At 69.9% G+C, this 16,134-nt stretch carries 16 protein-coding genes; 12 read left to right on the forward strand and 4 right to left on the reverse strand.

Annotated features, from left to right (window positions below):
• The first annotated feature begins 10 nt into the window (after positions 1-10).
• The 3 genes from OWM54_RS41275 to OWM54_RS41285 all read left to right on the forward strand — a co-directional run bounded on the left by OWM54_RS41275 (position 11) and on the right by OWM54_RS41285 (position 2,616).
• A complete protein-coding gene (locus OWM54_RS41275) occupies positions 11-1,378 on the forward strand; it encodes an amidohydrolase (protein WP_267700876.1) in 1,368 nt (455 codons plus the stop codon).
• A 116-nt stretch (positions 1,379-1,494) separates the two neighbouring features.
• Positions 1,495-1,794, forward strand: a complete 300-nt coding sequence (locus OWM54_RS41280) for a hypothetical protein (protein ID WP_141330885.1) — start codon at positions 1,495-1,497, stop codon at positions 1,792-1,794.
• 51 nt (positions 1,795-1,845) lie between these two features.
• Complete coding sequence (locus OWM54_RS41285) at positions 1,846-2,616, forward strand: ATP-binding protein (protein ID WP_267700877.1); 771 nt, start codon at positions 1,846-1,848, stop codon at positions 2,614-2,616.
• Between the two features lie 15 nt (positions 2,617-2,631).
• On the opposite strand, the gene OWM54_RS41290 is transcribed toward OWM54_RS41285, so the two are convergent.
• Positions 2,632-2,895 carry a hypothetical protein gene (locus OWM54_RS41290; protein ID WP_141330881.1) on the reverse strand — a complete coding sequence of 88 codons (264 nt, stop codon included), beginning with the start codon at positions 2,893-2,895 and terminating at the stop codon, positions 2,632-2,634.
• Between the two features lie 269 nt (positions 2,896-3,164).
• On the opposite strand from OWM54_RS41290, the gene OWM54_RS41295 reads away from it, so the two are divergent.
• From OWM54_RS41295 to OWM54_RS41305, 3 genes are all read left to right on the forward strand, one after another.
• Positions 3,165-4,697, forward strand: coding sequence for a methyl-accepting chemotaxis protein (locus tag OWM54_RS41295; protein ID WP_267700878.1), 1,533 nt, complete (start codon positions 3,165-3,167; stop codon positions 4,695-4,697).
• A 537-nt stretch (positions 4,698-5,234) separates the two neighbouring features.
• Positions 5,235-5,990: a hypothetical protein gene (locus OWM54_RS41300; protein ID WP_223749075.1), complete on the forward strand. Its 756-nt coding sequence runs from the start codon at positions 5,235-5,237 to the stop codon at positions 5,988-5,990.
• A gap of 34 nt (positions 5,991-6,024) precedes the next feature.
• Positions 6,025-6,378, forward strand: a complete 354-nt coding sequence (locus tag OWM54_RS41305; protein WP_141330877.1) for a DUF2019 domain-containing protein — start codon at positions 6,025-6,027, stop codon at positions 6,376-6,378.
• A 24-nt stretch (positions 6,379-6,402) separates the two neighbouring features.
• Here the strand turns inward: OWM54_RS41305 and OWM54_RS41310 are convergent, their stop codons facing one another.
• Positions 6,403-7,905 carry an MFS transporter gene (locus tag OWM54_RS41310; RefSeq protein ID WP_267700879.1) on the reverse strand — a complete coding sequence of 501 codons (1,503 nt, stop codon included), beginning with the start codon at positions 7,903-7,905 and terminating at the stop codon, positions 6,403-6,405.
• Positions 7,906-8,113: 208 nt separating this feature from the next.
• Here OWM54_RS41310 and OWM54_RS41315 point away from each other — a divergent pair, with 208 nt between their 5' ends.
• Genes OWM54_RS41315 through OWM54_RS41325 form a run of 3 tightly spaced genes read left to right on the forward strand, consistent with a single transcriptional unit; the run spans position 8,114 to position 10,231 of the window.
• The gene (locus tag OWM54_RS41315) at positions 8,114-9,112 is read left to right on the forward strand and encodes a polyprenyl synthetase family protein (protein ID WP_223749072.1); all 999 of its coding nucleotides are present in this window, start codon (positions 8,114-8,116) and stop codon (positions 9,110-9,112) included.
• Complete coding sequence (locus OWM54_RS41320) at positions 9,109-9,699, forward strand: GbsR/MarR family transcriptional regulator (RefSeq protein ID WP_141332387.1); 591 nt, start codon at positions 9,109-9,111, stop codon at positions 9,697-9,699. Before OWM54_RS41315 ends, OWM54_RS41320 begins: the two co-directional genes overlap by 4 nt.
• 10 nt (positions 9,700-9,709) lie before the next feature.
• Positions 9,710-10,231 carry a gamma-glutamylcyclotransferase gene (locus OWM54_RS41325; protein ID WP_267700880.1) on the forward strand — a complete coding sequence of 174 codons (522 nt, stop codon included), beginning with the start codon at positions 9,710-9,712 and terminating at the stop codon, positions 10,229-10,231.
• Between the two features lie 182 nt (positions 10,232-10,413).
• Here the strand turns inward: OWM54_RS41325 and OWM54_RS41330 are convergent, their stop codons facing one another.
• Complete coding sequence (locus OWM54_RS41330) at positions 10,414-11,073, reverse strand: YopT-type cysteine protease domain-containing protein (protein WP_267700881.1); 660 nt, start codon at positions 11,071-11,073, stop codon at positions 10,414-10,416.
• 539 nt (positions 11,074-11,612) lie between these two features.
• Between OWM54_RS41330 and OWM54_RS41335 the strand changes: the two genes are divergently transcribed.
• The 3 genes from OWM54_RS41335 to OWM54_RS41345 all read left to right on the forward strand — a co-directional run bounded on the left by OWM54_RS41335 (position 11,613) and on the right by OWM54_RS41345 (position 14,729).
• Positions 11,613-12,272, forward strand: a complete 660-nt coding sequence (locus tag OWM54_RS41335) for a RedB protein (RefSeq protein WP_267700882.1) — start codon at positions 11,613-11,615, stop codon at positions 12,270-12,272.
• Complete coding sequence (locus tag OWM54_RS41340; protein WP_267700883.1) at positions 12,269-13,768, forward strand: methyl-accepting chemotaxis protein; 1,500 nt, start codon at positions 12,269-12,271, stop codon at positions 13,766-13,768. The genes OWM54_RS41335 and OWM54_RS41340 overlap by 4 nt, the downstream gene beginning before the upstream one ends.
• Positions 13,769-13,844: 76 nt before the next feature.
• A complete protein-coding gene (locus tag OWM54_RS41345; protein ID WP_223749067.1) occupies positions 13,845-14,729 on the forward strand; it encodes an efflux RND transporter periplasmic adaptor subunit in 885 nt (294 codons plus the stop codon).
• Positions 14,730-14,738: 9 nt separating this feature from the next.
• Here OWM54_RS41345 and OWM54_RS41350 read toward each other — a convergent pair whose 3' ends face one another.
• Positions 14,739-16,133, reverse strand: a complete 1,395-nt coding sequence (locus OWM54_RS41350) for an MBL fold metallo-hydrolase (protein ID WP_267700884.1) — start codon at positions 16,131-16,133, stop codon at positions 14,739-14,741.
• Position 16,134 lies beyond the last annotated feature (1 nt).

Here is a 16,134-nt window from a genome sequence, read left to right on the forward strand (position 1 = left end):
GAGACGTGGAATGGAAGTGACGGAGACCTTGCAACGCACCGAGCCCGCGCATGCCTGGCGCCCTCAGCTGACGACGGCGCACGAGCAGCTCGCGCCCAGGTTGGAGGCGTTCTATCGGGACCTGCATGAGCACCCGGAGTTGTCCATGCAGGAGCATCGGACGGCCGCGAAGGTGGCGAAGTGGTTGGAGGACATCGGCTACGAGGTGACCTCGGGCGTGGGGGGGACCGGCGTCGTCGGCATCTTGCGCAACGGGCCGGGGCCCACGGTGCTCCTGCGCGCGGACATGGATGGGCTCCCCGTGGAGGAGAAGACGGGCCGGCCCGACGCGAGCCATGTCACGGTGAAGGACGCACAGGGGCACACGGTGCCGGTGATGCATGCCTGCGGGCATGACGTGCACCTGACGTGTCTGGTGGGCGTGGCGGAGCTGCTCGCGTCGTCTCGCAACCACTGGCGGGGCACGCTGATGATGGTGGCCCAGCCCGCGGAGGAGACGCTCCAGGGCGCTCGGGCGATGATGGACGACGGGCTGTATGCGCGCTTCGGCACGCCGACCGTGGCGCTCGCGCAGCACGTGGGGCCGATGCCCGTGGGACTGGTGGGGTACCACCAGGGCGCTTCGATGATGGCGTCCGCGAGCGTGCGGGTGCGCATCCACGGCAAGGGCGGGCATGCCTCGCGGCCGCAGTCCACGGTGGACCCGGTGGTCATCGCGGCCTACCTGGTGACGCGGCTGCAGACCATCGTCTCGCGCGAGCTGGACCTCACCCAGGGTGGCGCGGTGATCTCGGTGGGGAGCCTGCACGCGGGGAGTCGCGCGAACGTCATCCCGGACGAGGCGGTGCTGGAGATGTCGGTGCGCACGCCGACCGACGCGCTCCAGGACCAGCTCATCGAGGCCATCTCCCGGATGGCCCGCGCGGAGTGCGAGGCGGGGCGCACGCCTCGGCCTCCGGACATCGAGGTGATCAGCCGCACGCGGGTGATGGTGAACGACGACTCGTACTCCCGCCGGGTGCGCGCCGCGCACGCCGCGTGGTTCGGCGAAGGCCACCTGGTCGACACGGGCATGGTGAGCGGCAGCGAGGACTTCCCGTACTTCGACGGGCGCACGTCCAACGACGCGTCGAAGGCGAAGGTCCCGCTCGTCTACTGGTACTTCGGCGGCACGTCCCACGACGCGTGGAAGCGCGCTCCAGGCAAGACGCTCTGGGAGAAGCTGCAGAGCCTGCCGTCGAACCACTCACCGTACTTCAACCCGTCACCGGACTGTCTGCGCTTCGGCTGCGAGTCGATGCTGATGGCCGCGCTGGCGTGTCTGGATGAGGAGCCCAAGGCGGAGCAGGCGCCGGAGGCAGGCAAGCGGCTGCACTGAAAAGCGTCGGCAGCCGGCGCTGACATTTCTACAGGGATTCAAGCGGTCCGTGCGCCAACCGTCCGATTTTCTTCAAAGGGCGGATGGCACGCGGACTGCTTTGTGCAGCGACCGTCATGAAGTCACCCAGGAACACGCACCGCCCGTACACCGTCGAGATTTCGGCGGGAGCCTGGAGCCAGGTCGCCCGGCTCTCCCAGGAGCGCTATCGCGCCATCCAGGCCCACCTGGAGCGCGTGGCCTCGCTCGGCGCGCAGACGGAGGTCTCGGCGACGTTCCAGGTGGACGAGCTGCACGTCCACTACGCGGTGGATGCGCGGCGCCGGCTGGTGACGCTGGTGGACATCACCCGGGACAAGGCGGGGGTGATGAAGGCGGCGGGGCGGTCCACGGCGCCCAAGGCCCCGGGCCTCTGAGTCGGGGCGGTGTGCTACGCCCGGGGGCATGACACGGGTGGTGGACGGGGCATGAGCCAGGACGACAAGCGGGAGCCTCGGCGGCTGGCGGACCTGCTGCGTCGGGGCATGTCCCAGGCGAAGCAGCAGCCCTCGGCGGGCCTGGCCCAGCTGGAGGCGGACTGGAAGCAGCGGGAGCTGGAGCGGCAGCGGGCCGCGGAGGAGGCGAAGGCCCGGCATGCGTCCGCCCAGGTGCACGCGTGGCCCTCGCACCTGGAGCAGTGCGGCGCGCCGGCCGAGGCCGTGGCGGGCCTTCGAGGAGAGACGCCGCTCGAGACGGCGGCGCTCCGCGCGGCTCGGCATGTCCTGAGGGAGCGGCTGCGCAGCCTGCTGTTGTCGGGAGGCCCTGGCACGGGGAAGACGACGGGGGCGTGCTACCTCTTCCGGGCCGCCGTGCGCGGCGACCGGGGGCTGTCGGCGTGGGATTCGTCGGCGGGGCTCTTCATCGACTGGGCGCGCCTGTCGCGCGAGGAGGACTCCGAGGCGCGGCGGCGGTTGCTCCAGCGGGCGGCCCAGGTGCGGGTCCTGGTGCTGGACGATATCGGGGGGGAGGCGTCGGGCCCGCGGCGGCGGGAGCTGTTGGAGTCGCTCGTGGAGCAGCGGGACAGTCCGGACCTGGTGACGGCGTATACGACGCGTCTGTCGGTGCAGCGGCGCGAGGGTGGGCCCTCGCGCTTCGCCGAGTCCGTGGGGGCCCGCGTGGTCCAGCGCATGAGCCGCCAGGGGACGTTCCACCTGGCGGACTGTGGGAACAGGGACCTGCGTCAGGGCGGGAAGCCGTGAGCCCGGGCGAGGCGCTCAGGTGCAGCCGGGATCGCACGACTGCTGGGAGACGGAGTCGTAGCAGAGGTTGAAGACGACGTTGGAACAGCACTCCTGCACCTCGACGTTGCAGCCGTCCTGACAGGTCCAATAGGTGAAGACATGGCGGAAGCCGTCGATGCAGACCTCCGCCTTCTGCTCCTGTTCAGCCAACGGTGGTGGCTCCTGAGAGGGCTCCTCCACGCCACCACAGCCCAGCAGCAAGCACGTCGTCAGCGCGACTCCGAGAAGCTCTCGCATGTGACCTCCAGGGGTGAAGACTCGCGAGCGTAGCGCGGCCTTCGTGGCGCATGTCGAGGCCAGGGGACTCACATGCGGCGCCTCCGGGTGCAATTTTCTCCTGGGGATGCGAAAGCCAGACGTCTTCGCTCTCGCAGGGGTGTGCTGGGATTGGGGTGCCGACGGACCCTCGCGAGGATGAGAGGAATCGCTCGGCGGGGTGGGGTTGCGCTATTGGCAGTCACGCGTCCACAATTCGTCGCGTTCGCTCTGCATACCCTCGTGCTCGGATGCGACTCTCCCTCGTCCATAAAATCACCGTGGCGCCCGTGGTCGTGGCGCTGTTCTTCGCCCTGCTGTCCATGGGCTACACCATTCCGCGTCTGCGCCAGGTCTTCGAGGAGCAGGGCCACGAGATGAGCATGGCGGTGCCGACGGCGCTCGCCTCCGCGATGGCGGACCTGCTGCGCAACCGCGAGCAGCAGGAGGTCCAGCCCACGCTGGACGCCGTGGCTCGGGAGGGCGCGCTCGCCTACGTCGCGCTGGTGGACGCGCGGGGCTCGCTGGTCGCCGTGTCCGGGACCCACGCGTCGGTCCTCCGTGAGCACGTGGAGGGGCTGGCCATCTCGAAGGAGGGCACGCCGCTCGAGGCGCAGGGCATGGAGCTGCTCGACATGGCCGCTCCGGTCCCGGGTGGACTGGGGGCCGTGCACGTGGGCTTCAACCGCACGGAGGCTCGGGGCCGTATCGAGAGCGTCCTCGGCAACATGCAGCTCATCCTGATCGCCGTGCTCGTGGTGTTGATGGGCGCGGCGTGGACGCTGAGCCGCCGGATGGTGGCGCCGCTCGTCTCGCTCACGGGGGCCGTGCGCCGCATCGCCGAGCACGGGGACTTGCGTGAGCCGGTGCACATCTCGACGCAGGACGAGGTGGGGGAGCTGGCGCTCGCGGTGGGCATCCTGGTGGGGAAGCTGAAGGACCTTTTGCACCAGCTCCACTCGTCCACGGAGCTCTTGAGTGACTCCGTGCAGGGGCTCAACGAGTCCGCCAGCGAGCAGAACCAGATGGTCTCCCGGCAGGCCGCCGCCGTGCAGGAGACGCAGGTGACGGCGCAGGAGATCCGCCAGACGGCGCTGCTCGCGTCCAGCTCCGCGCAGTCGGTCATCGAGGTGGCCGAGCGCGCCGAGGCGCTGGGCAGGACGGGGGAGGAGGCGGTGGCCGCCAGCATCGATGGGCTGGTGGACCTGCGCTCCCAGGTGGAGCAGATCACCGAGCGCATCATGTCGCTGGGGGAGCGGACGCAGCAGATTGGTGGAATCACGGAGACGGTGAAGGACCTGGCGGACCAGTCGCATCTGCTCGCGGTGAACGCGGCCATCGAGGCGGCCCGCTCGGGCGAGCACGGCAAGGGGTTCGCGGTGGTGGCGCGGGAGATTCGCGCGCTGGCGGACCAGTCCATCCGCGCGACCAATCAGGTGCGGAAGATCCTCAACGACATCGGCGAGGCGATTGCGGGGACGGTGCAGATCACCGCGGAGGGGACCCAGCGGATGGAGGCGGGGCTCGCGCAGGCCCGCGCGTCCGGGGACACGCTGCGCGAGCTGACGACCATCGTCCAGGACAGCACGGCGTCCGCGCGGCAGATTGCGCAGACGGTGAACCAGCAGGCCACCGGCATCGAGCAGATCTTCACCGCCGTCAACGAGCTGAACGCGCTGATGGGCGACACGGTGAAGCGCATCTCCTCCACGAACGAGTCGGCCGTGTCGTTGAAGATGCTCTCCGAGCGGGTGGCGGAGGTGGTCCGGGCGTATCGGGTTTGAAGTCACGCCACCTCGAACAGCGAATTCCATGATGGGCTTGTTTTCAGCGTGAGCCTCGGGCGAGTCGGCGGGATGTGTGTAGGCATCCGCCGAATGCCCTGTCTCCCGAAGGTTTGTCAGACGTCAATGCCAGCATTTTGCCATGGGCCTTCACATAAGGAAGGCGTCGGGTGACGAATGCGTGCTGGTCTTTGGGTGGTGAGTGTCGCCCTTCTTTTCATGGGCTGCGCTGGAGTGGACTCCGCGACACGCGGGGACATGTTCCAGCAGCGAGCGGCGACACCAGGAGAGCGATGGGATTCTTCGAGCGAGACTCCCGAACGCGAAGTGGATGGCGACGCGATCGACGCTCCCTCCGGTCAACGGCTCCACCGACGCCATTTGTTCCGGGACTCCGTGTCCCTTGGTACGGGCAGGAGACCTCAGGATTCGTTTGTTGCCCTGCTTCAGAAGGCGGGACTCGAAGATCGCGACGCGCAGCCAGTCGGGGGAAGCGCTCTCACCCCGATTCACGCAGCGAGACTCCTCGAAACGTTGTTGAAGAGGGAGGTCACGCTGGGGCAGTTCCCAGCGCGGGTTGCGGTGGGCTTCTTGCTGCGGGAGATCTTGGTCACGGGCGAAGTGTCGCGGGTCGAGTTGGTGCGCCGGGTCGGGCGCTTCAATCATCTGGCGGTACTCCGACCTGACGGATGCCTTGCGTGGGTGCTCACCGGAAGGACTCAGCAACGGGTGTCGCCCGTTGAATGGAAGGGCGGAGCCTTTCGCGCGCACGGCTTCGAACTGGGCCGCTTCTACGATGGGCGAACGGGCGTCTTCCGACTCCTCAACGATGAGCTGCGGGAGGAAACCGGCTTCCCCCTGGCTGACGTCCATGACGATGCCGATGTCATCAGTCGCACCCTGGACGGGGCCGAAGAGGCGTTCATCGGGCTCGCGCTGGCTGTGGGGAAGTTCTTCTCGACGTCACCAGCAGACAACTTCGCAGCCCTTCGGCAGATGCCTGCCTCCGTTGTGGCGTTGATGGAGTCCTCTCCGGAATACCTGGAACGCTTCCGATACATGCCCCGGGGCGAGCAGGTGCAGGCTGTCTCCAAACTGGTGACGAGTCTCATCGCCACGTGGGGAACAGTATCCGCCGCGACACGCACCTTGGAGGGGACAGCCCTCGCCACTGCGAGAATTCCAGCCCTCACATTGGCCGCAGACGGCACGGTGGCGCTGCGTTTGGTGGCGGCGCCTGTGGGGCGTGCGGCTGCGGTGCTGGGCGGTGGGCGCAGCGAGACTTCGGGCTGAGGGCTGTCGAGAACGTCCGCAAGGGGAGTTGGTGATGGACCTGGAGTCGCTCGTCGCGCAGTTCGCTGAGAATATCGCGGCGCAGACGGATTGCATCCGGAGTGGGGATGCGAAGCGCGGAAACAAGCATGCGGACAAGGCCTATGCCGCGTTCACGAAGTTGCGTTCCCTCGGCGATGCAGGCCGCGATGCCCTCGCATCACTGTTCTCGTCGCCTCGGGTCGACGTGCGAGTCACCGCCGCGGCCTTCCTGTTGAGGCACAAACCCAAGGAGGCCAGGGGGGTGCTCGAAGAGGCGGCACGAGGCGAGGGGATCTCCGCGCTCGGGGCTCAGCAGACGCTCAAGAACTGGGAGAACGGCACCTGGGCGTTGGACCCCCTGGAGTAGCCGGCCCCCGCCCATGTCGGCGCTTCAACTCGGGCGGTGACTCCCGGTGCTCGCCCGCGCCAGCATCCTCGCCGCGTGCAGCCGGGGCATGAGCCGCGACACGAGCGCGCTCACCGACGTCACCGGGTGTGCCCCGGGCTCCGGGAGCCGCGCCGCGAGCAGGGCCGCGCCGAGCCTCGCCGCCGATGACAGCACGAACAGCACGTGCAGGTTCACCCAGGGCTGTCCTCCGAGCACGAAGTTCTCCGGCAGCGCGGAGGCGATGGCGCCCCCGAGCGCCGCGGCGAGCGCGTACGCCAATCCACCCGCCGTCGCGAACGCGGCCAGATAGAACGGCCGCCCCTTGCGCGGCGCCACCGTGAGCGGCAGCGCGAAGATGGCCAGGCCGTGCCCGCTCCACAGCGCCCCCGCGAGCACCACGTCGAACAGCAACGGCCAGAGCGTCCCCGCGGAAGGCAGGAGCCACAGCGCCGGGATGACGCCGATTCCCAGTGAGCACGCCATCAACACCGGCTGCGCCCCCACGCGGTCGATCATCTTCCCCCACAGGGGCGCGGTCAGGATGCGCACCCCCGCCACGGCCGCGGCATGCAGCGCCAGGATGACGAACGTCATCTTCAGGTTCTGGATGCTGTGCAGCGCGAAGAACGGCGCGGACACCCCCACCGCCGCGTTCCAGGCCACCTGATACGTGAGCACCCGCCGCGCGAGCGGGTCCTTCAGCGGCACCAGGGCGCCCTTGAGCTCCAGCCGAGGCGTGGTCCCCGGCGGCGCCGGGTCATGCTGACTGGCCATGAGCAGCGTCGTCACCACGCCCATCACGCAGGCCCCGAGCGCCAGCAGCGGCAGCGCCAGTCCCACCCCGTCCGCCGGACGCAGCCGGTCCAACAACAGCCCCGCCGCCAGCGACGCCAGCGTGCCCGCCAGCGTGGTGAGCGCGGTGCGCCGCCCGAAGAACCGGCCTCGCACCGCGCGCGGCACCAATTCCCCCATCCACGCCACCCACGCGTTGTTGCCCACCACCCCCAACACCGCCGACGCCCCCGCCACCCCCAGCAGCACGTGCTGGCGCGCCGTCAGGTCCAACTCCCACCACGGCAACACCGCCAACGGGAACATCACCAGTCGCGACAGGCAGATGGCCGTCAGCGCGACGCGCCGGTGTCCGAACGTCGACGTCAACCACGCCGCGGGGAACTGGATGAACTGCGCGCAGAACGGCAGCGCCGTCATCACCCCCACCAGCAGCGGTCCCAGCCCCAGCGCCATCGCCCACGCGGTGAGCACCGTGGCCCCGGCGCACGCGGTGAACACCTCCGCGAACATGCCCTCCGCCACGGACAGGCCCAGGGTCGCGCGCAGGCGCCGGGTGGGCGTCAGGTGCGCGTCCGGCCCGTCCACCGGAGGCGCCCCGAGCAGCGGCGCGGACGAGCCGGGCAGCGACGAGCCCGGACGGAAGAGGGGGACGGCGGAGGCGAGCGAGGCGAAGCTGCTCAGGACGTAACGACGGAAGGCGGCGGGGCTCAACGCGGTCCTTGCGACGAGGAAGCGGGGCGTCCCACGTCTGTCTCACGCCCGCGGCAGGGGCCTCAATCCGACCTCCCACCCCCCTCGGCCGCCCGCCTGGAGCCCTGCCTCCCCAGGCCGCCTGCTCCCCCGTCCGGAGGGGGACGCTGGAATCAGGTGCAGTTCAAGCGGTCTTGAACTATATGAACGTTCGAGGAGAACGGCGCACATGGAACTGGCTCGGGAGCTCACGGACTTTCTGGCGGCGGTGGAAGAGCGGCTCAGCGGCATGCTGGTGGATGGCAACGCCGGTCCGGACGTGAAGGGCGACACGCTGATGGAGGCGGCCCGGCACCTGTGCCTGGGGACGGGCGGCAAGCGGGCCCGGCCCATGCTGGTGCGGCTGTTCGGCGGCGCGGTGGGGGTGGCTCCGGAGCGGCTGGTGGACGTGGCGGTGGCGTCGGAGTTCATCCACTCGGCCAGCCTGCTGCACGACGACGTGGTGGACGCGGGCATGTTCCGCCGGGGCCGTCCCACGGTGAACGCGCGCTGGGGCAACATCGTGGCGGTGATGAGCGGAGACCTCATCCTGTCGACGGGCCTGCACCAGCTGGCGCTGCTCGACTCGCGGCTGACGCTGTCGGCGCTGTCGGTGGTCTCCGAGATGACCCGCGCGGCCATCGCGGAGGTGGAGGCGCGCGGAGACCTGGACCTGCCGCTCAACCGGCTGCGCTTCATCGCCGAGGGCAAGACGGGCTCGCTGTTCGGCTGGTGCGGACACGCGGCGGCGACGCTGGCGAACCAGCCCGACGCGGTGGAGCGCTTCGACGGGTTTGGCCGTCACCTGGGCGTGGCGTTCCAGATCGCCGACGACATCCGGGACATCCTGGGCACGGACGTGGGCAAGCCGCGGTACGCGGACGTGCACTCGCGCACCCCGTCGATGCCCATCCTGCTGGCGGTGGCCAAGGATGAGAGCCTGCGCCGCAAGCTGAAGGACGCGTGGGCCTTCTCCACCATCACGCCCGAGCGCACGAAGGAGATTGGCGCGGCCATCGAGGCCACGGGCGCGGTGGATGCGTCCATGGCGCGGATGAACGTGGAGATCGAAGCGGCGCTGGACAAGCTGGGGCACTTCGCGACGGACCCGGCGGGGGCGGAGCTGGTGGGCTGGGCTCGCAAGCTGTCGGCGGGGATCGCCGAGCAAGTGCAAGGACGCGCCGCATGAAAGGCTACCTGTGGACGGGGGGACACGGGAGCGCGGGCGGTGAGCCGCCGGTCGTCGAGGGCCGGCTCGCGCCATGGGAAGCCATCGCAGTGGACGCGGTGGGCAACGTCATCGAGTTCTGGGGCTTCAAACGCAACCAGGGCCGGGTGTGGGCGCTCCTGTACCTGCGCGGCGAGCCGCTGACGGCGGGGGAGATCGAGCGCGAGCTGGACCTGTCGAAGGGCGGGGTCTCCATGCTGCTCCGGGACCTGGAGCGCTGGGGCGTCATCCAGCGGGTGCGGCTGCCGCAGGATACCGTCTGGCGCTATGGCGCGGAGACGGACCTGGTGCGGATGGTCCGCCACGTCATCGAGGAGCGCGAGGCGGGCTTCGTGGCGCGCATCCGCGCGGACCTGGCGGAGGCGCGCAGGCTGGCGGAGACGACGGGCGGGGTGCCGCTGGAGCGGCTGGAGCGGCTGGAGAAGATGGCCACGCTGGCCGAGCACGTGGAGCGGGCGCTGCGGCTGTTCATCAAGACGTCGCGCCTGGACGTGTCCGGGGTGCTGGCGGTGTTCCGGGACGGGGCCTCGCGGCGCGGGGACCGGTAGGGGAGGGCTGATGGATTCGCACTACGACATGGTGATGAAGGCGCGCGAGGGCGCGGACCCGAAGGCGACGCGGCTGTACTTCGCGTACTCCACCATCCTGGACCGGGCGGCGTTCGAGGAGTGGCGGCAGCAGCACTCGTACGGCTTCTTCGACCTGCCGGAGGGGCGGCTGGCGGAGGCGGTGGACGTGGACCTGGTCTACGACTTCCCGTCGCGCTGGTGGGGGGGACGGGTGGCGGGGCTGGCGGATGCACCGGGGGGCCGCATCTTCGGGCGGCTGTTCGAGATTCGCGGGCAGGACTGGCCCATCGTCCAGCACAAGGAAGGCTTCGTGACGGGGATGTGCGTGGAGCGCGCGGTGAAGGTGCGCGTGGACGGGCAGGAGGTGGAGGCCACCGCGTTCGTCACCAATCCCCGGCGCGCGTCGCAGGACGGCCCGGTGAGCCCTCGCTTCGTGGAGGCCCTGGTGCGAGGCGCCCAGGCGGCGGGCCTGCCGGCCGAGTACGTGGAGCGGCTCAAGCGCGGGGCCTAGCGCGGGCGGTGGGGGCAACCTTCGGGGGCGCCGTGCGGATGCGCGCGGCGATGCCTAGGTTGCCTCCACGGCCATGTTCCTCTTCTTCTCCAACAAGCTGGGCTGCGCGGGCAGCATCCTCGTCTCGGTGGCGCTGAGCCTGCTGCTGTACTTCCTGTTCATGCGCGCGTGAGCGTGGGGGCTCAGACCTCGATGGCGCGCCCGGTGCTCAAGGTCACCCCCATCAGGCGGACGGAGTCCATTCCCAGCGAGGTGGCGATGGCCATCAGCGCGAACCGGGCGTACCTGTAGGCGTTGAACTTGAACTCGCCGAAGTTCGGGTCGAAGACGTACCAGTCCTGCCAGGTCATCCCATGGGAGCGGTAGACGCCGATGGCGTGCGCCCTGGAGGTCCCCTGCTTGTTGAAGAAGAGCAGGCAGGTGGACTGCTTGGGAACCAGCGCCATGAGGGCGTCGAACGAGGTCTGGAGGCTGTCCATGTTGCCGGGAGCCAGGGCCCAGTGGCCCAGCCCGGCGAGATGGAGGCCGAAGGCGAGGGCGAGCCCTGACTCCGTGGAGGTCAGATAGGCGCCATTGCCGTACTCCTGGCCTCGGGTGAGCCTCCTGATTTCGAGGGTGGTGGGGTCCTGGTCGGGTGGGACCTCCTCGTCATCGATGCGCCGGCTCTGTTGCGCGAAGAGCCGCGTCAACTTCAACTCGTCGATGGTGGCCTGGTCCCGGTCCAACTGCTCGCCGTACAGCTTGTGTTGTTTTGTAATCTCGGCGAGGTCGAGGAGGATGGCTGTGATGCGTTGATCCGGGGTCTGCTTGAGCGACCAGTTCATCCAGACGGCCGATGCCATGATTTCCCGGGCCCAGCGACACGAGAAGGCAAAACATATCCTGCCGCCTCCGTAGCGGCTTTGGTTCATCAGTCGATGACTGATGGCGTTCTGCTGAATCATGTCCGAGATGGACGGTTCATTTCGCATGGGTTCACGGTCCTGATCCCAGGGGAGATGACGGGTCGCGTGCGCCCCCGCCGCGCAGTGCCTGGCGACACAGGCAGTGAATGGCTGCAAGCGCGTGGCCAGTACGGGGACCCGAAGGCGAACCCAGGGCGGCTCCCAGGCGTGCGTTTCGTCCAGACGCGGCCGCGTCCCCATACCACGCGTGAAGTAGGGCGGCCCTGGATGTGCGCGGGTGTCGGTGTCCCGCGATGGCCGAGCGAGGCGTCGCGGCGGGCGACGACACTGGCGGGTTGATACAGATTTACATGTATTAATGAGAATGCGCAGGCCTTGCGGCTCAATGCCTGCTTCCTCTGAAATACGGTTGCCACATCCACGGGATTTCTCCAGCATGGCCAAGAATGGCCGTCCAGGATGACCCACCCCCCGCCGTGGCTGTATCAGCCCGGGACTCCACCCAGGTCGGGTTGAGACATCGTGTGGGGCGGCCGGGTGTCCTGGCATGTCTGGTGGGCGCGTGGCTCGTGGCCTGTATCGCGGGAACGGGCCTGCTGTGGCGCTACGCGAACGCCGCGGGTGAGCGTTCCCTGCCGCCCGCGAGGCTGCCGGAGTCGCTGGGGCTCGCGCGTGGCCCAGGCGACTGGGCGCTGCTCGTCTTCCTCCACCCGCAGTGCGCGTGCTCGCGCGCGACGCTGACGGAGCTGGGGAAGCTGGTGCACTTCGCGGGGGCGCGGCTGGTGACGCGGGTCTACATCTGGGCGCCCCGCGAGGCGCCCGAGGGCTTCGTCCAGTCGGAGCTGTGGGAGCGCTCGCGGGCCTTGCCGGGCGTGGAGGTGCTGGCGGACGTGGACGGGCAGGTGGCGCGGGAGTTGGGCGCGCTGACCTCCGGCCACGTGGTGCTCTACGCGCCGGATGGCACGGAGCGCTTCAGCGGTGGCATCACCTCCGCGCGCGGACATGAGGGGGACAGTCCAGGGGGACTGGCCCTGCGCGCGTTGGTGTCATCGGGCGAGGCCGAGCGCTCCGAGTCGCCGGTCTTCGGCTGTGCGTTGAGAACACCTTCACAGGTCACGGGGGCTTCGCCACGATGAGGATCCAGGTTTCCGAGGCGGAGCTCGCCACGCTGTCTCAACAGCTCCACGCGAAACAAAGTCTGGCATTGAGCCGCCGCACGGACCGGACGTTCGCGGCGTTGATGGTCTTGCAATGGCTGGGCAGTATCGTCGCGGCGCTGACCATCTCCCCCAGGGCCTGGGCGGGGCTCGAGAGCTCGGTCCACTTCCATGTCGAGGCCGCCGTCTGGCTGGGCCTGCTCTTCGGCGCACTGCCCGTCACCCTGGCGCTGACGCGGTCGGGGCGGGCCTCCACGCGCCATGTCATCGCGGTGGGACAGGCGTTGATGTCCGGCTTGCTCATCCACCTGATGGGCGGCCGCATCGAGACCCACTTCCACATCTTCGGCTCCCTGGCGCTGCTGGCCATCTACCGCGACTGGCGGGTGCTGCTGACGTTCAGCGGCGTGGTGGCGGTGGACCACTTCCTGCGCGGGGCGTTCTGGCCGGAGTCGCTCTTCGGGATTCAGGCGCTGGAGTCCTGGCGCTGGCTGGAGCACACGGCGTGGGTGGTGTTCGAGGACCTCTTCCTCATCGCGTCGTGTGTGCAGGGTCAGCGGGAGATGCGGGACGCGGCGCGGCGGGAGGCGCTGCTGGAGTTGTCCCGGCGCGCGGTGGAGGAGCGGGTGGTGCGGCCGCTGATGGAGTCGGCGGATGCGCTGCGGGACTCCATGCGGACCCTGACGCAGGCGACGGCGGAGCAGCGCCGGGAGCTGGCCCGACAGGCGGGGGCGCTGGAGGAGACGCGGGTGACGGCGGAGGAGATCCGCCAGACGTCGCTGGTGGCCTCGCAGCAGGCGACGCGGATGATGGAGACCACGGCGGAGGCCGGGGACATGGGCGAGGCGGTGGAGGCCGCCATCGGCAAGAGCGTGGAGGGGCTGGCCGCGCTGCGCGAGCAGACCGCGGACCTCACCGAGCGCGTCCGGTCGCTGGGGGCGCACACGGACCGCATCGCGGGCATCACCCGCTCGGTGCAGGACCTGGCGGACCAGTCGAATGTGCTGGCCATCAACGCGGCCATCGAGGCGGCCCGCTCGGGCGAAGCGGGGCGGGGGTTCTCGGTGGTGGCGCGGGAGATTCGCGGGCTGGCCGGGCAGTCGGTGGCGGCGACGCAGCAGGTGAGGGTGGTGCTCGGGGAGACGCGCACGCGCATCCAGGGCGTGGTGGAGATCACCCGACAGGGCGGCGAGCGCATGAGTCGAGGCATCGAGAGCATCCGTGACTCCGGCGAGCAGCTGAAGACGTTGTCCGCGCTGGTGAAGAACAACGCGGACTCGGTCCGGCAGATCTCCGCGGTGGTGAGTCAGCAGTCCGCGGGCGTCGCGCAGATCTTCAACGCGGTGTCGGACCAGACGGAGCTGATGCGGACCTCGATGGCCCGCCTGGAGACCACGCACGCGGCCGCGGACGGGCTGCGTCACGTCACGGACCAGATCCACGACATCATCGCCCTGTATCAGGCCAAGAGCTGAGGCGTCACGCCTGCCCCACTGCCCAAGCCCGCCGCATGGACTACACTGGGCGAACGGCATGGGCTCCAGGCATTCGATGAGGTTCGGACAGGGAAGGGCGCTGGCGGGACTGTTGTGGCTGTCCTGCGCGAGTGCCCTGGCGCAGACATCGGAGCCGGGCCCCAAGGAGCAGGTGCTCTCCGCGCCGCGTCCGCTGCTGGGCGTCGTGGTGGCCAGTCAGGTGCTGGACCTGGTGTTCGCGGTGGAAGGCCAGCTGAGCGAGGTCAAGGCCCACCTGGGGCAGCGCGTGCAAGCGGGCGAGGTCGTCGCCGCGCTGGACGCGGAGCCCCTCCGGCTGGAGCTGGGCACGCGTCAGGCCAACATGCGCGCGTCGGAGGCCGTCGTGCACCGGGCCGTGCTGGTCGTTGCCCAGGCCAAGCAACGACTCGCGCGCGAGCAGCGCATCCGGGACTTCTCCGCCGCTCAGGCCGAGGAGACGGCGCAGAACGACGTGGCGCTGGCGGAGGCGGACCTCCAACTGGCGCAGGCCCAGCTGGCCTCGACCACGGCCCGCGCGGCGCAGGCCGAGCGCGACGTGAACGTGGCCCGGTTGAAGGCCCCCTTCACCGGGACGGTCACCGAGCAGTACCTCACACCGGGCATGCGCGTGAGCATGGGCATGCCCGTGCTCAGGCTGGTGAGCGAACAGATGCGATTGCGCTTCGCCATTCCGGAGCAGCTGGCTCCAAGCGTGCGTCCCGGTGACACCGTGCGGGTGCGCCTGCCCGCGGTGAATCTGGAGCTGACCGCCGTCGTTGACCGGTTGTCGCCCGAGGTGGACCTCTCCTCGCGCCATCAGAAGGCCGAGGCCTTGCTCCAGGTGTCCGAGGCGCTGCGCAGCCAGCTGGCCAGTGGACTGGTCGCGGAGGTGTACCTCCAGCCCGGCCCCCGTGCGCGAGGCCGTGTCGTGACCACGCCTTGAGCCCGGGCGTCAGCGCGCGGCGTCCAACCGCAGCTCGCCGCGCTCGAAGCGCGCCACGTCCCCGGGGCTCCAGTCCAACACCTTCGTGCCGACGCCCAAGACCTTCAGGTGGTCGCGCACCGCCGCGCCGCAGGCGGCCTCGGACGGCTCGCCCAGTCCCCAGCCGACGTCCTGGATGGCTCGGCCCACGCCCTCGAAGCCGTTCGCGTAGGGCAGGAACCAACGTGCTCCGGCGGCGGCGCACACCTGGGCCACTCCCGCGGGCCCGGCCGTGGCACTGCGCAGCCGTCCGGCCAGGTGGTCCGCGTACAGCTCGCGCAGCCTCGTCCAGGGCAGCGCGGCCCAGTAGTGACTCAGTCCTCCGAAGAAAGGCGAGAGGAACTCACGCTGGCACGAGAGCACCGCGTCGACCGGCCCCAGCTCCCGGCGCGAGCGCTCGACCACCGCCTCCATCCGTCCCTCCGGGTCCGTCCCGCTGTCCACCAGCAACAGGCAGCTGAAGTCCTCGGTGGTGAAGCGGTAGCAGTTGCCCCAGCTCCGCAACCCCTCGGCGAGCGGCGGACCGTCCGGCGACGGCTGCTCGCCGTAGAAGGGCAGCACGTCCACGCGGATGTCCCCCACGTGCACCGTCTCACCCCACTGGGGCGCCAGGGCGCGCTGGCCACACGTGCCCAGCACCTGGGCGAAGTCCTGCATCGTCAGCAGGTTGGGGCGAGGCACGCGCGGCACCAGCACCGGCACGCTCGCGTCCGTCAGGTGCGACAGCATCGACGGCACGTGCCAGTGGTCCACATGCCCATGGGTGATGGCCAACGCGTCGGGGGGCCCGTGGGCCAGGTTTCCCGGTGCCAGTCCGATGTGATTCATCCGCCGCTGGAGCGGAATCGGGTCCACCAGCACCGACGTCGTCCGCGAGCGGATGAGCACACTCGCATGCTCGCGTCGGTAGATGCCCGGACCGGAGGGCTCCACCCAGGGCGCGGGGGGCGGCCCCGCGGCGAAGAGCGAGTCACGCCAGCCCGCCTCATCGAAGGGCCACGCCTCGCGCACCTCCTCCAAGGTCGAGGCGAGCGCCGTGGCGCGCAGGAACCCGGCCACCGCCGGCACGTCCTCCACGGCCAGCCGCGTGCGCCAGCGCTCCTCGCCCTGCTGGAGCACCCACCACCAGGCACCCTGCTCGGGGAAGAGCACCGGTGACTCCACCAGGAAGCCACCGTCGTCCACGCCCTGGGGACGCAGCAGCCTCGGCCCCAGTCTCGCTTGCGCCGCTTCCAGCACCCGCCGCGAGCCCTCGGGGTCGAAGCCCTCACGCAGCAGCCCGTCCAACAGCTCGGTGAACGGCACTGCGCCCACCCTGTCCGGCAGCGGCGTGAGGTCCAGGATGACGTCCGGCGCGAAGCGCATG

Origin of the sequence: Myxococcus sp. MISCRS1 (assembly GCF_026626605.1) — a bacterium.
Lineage (GTDB): Bacteria > Myxococcota > Myxococcia > Myxococcales > Myxococcaceae > Myxococcus > Myxococcus fulvus.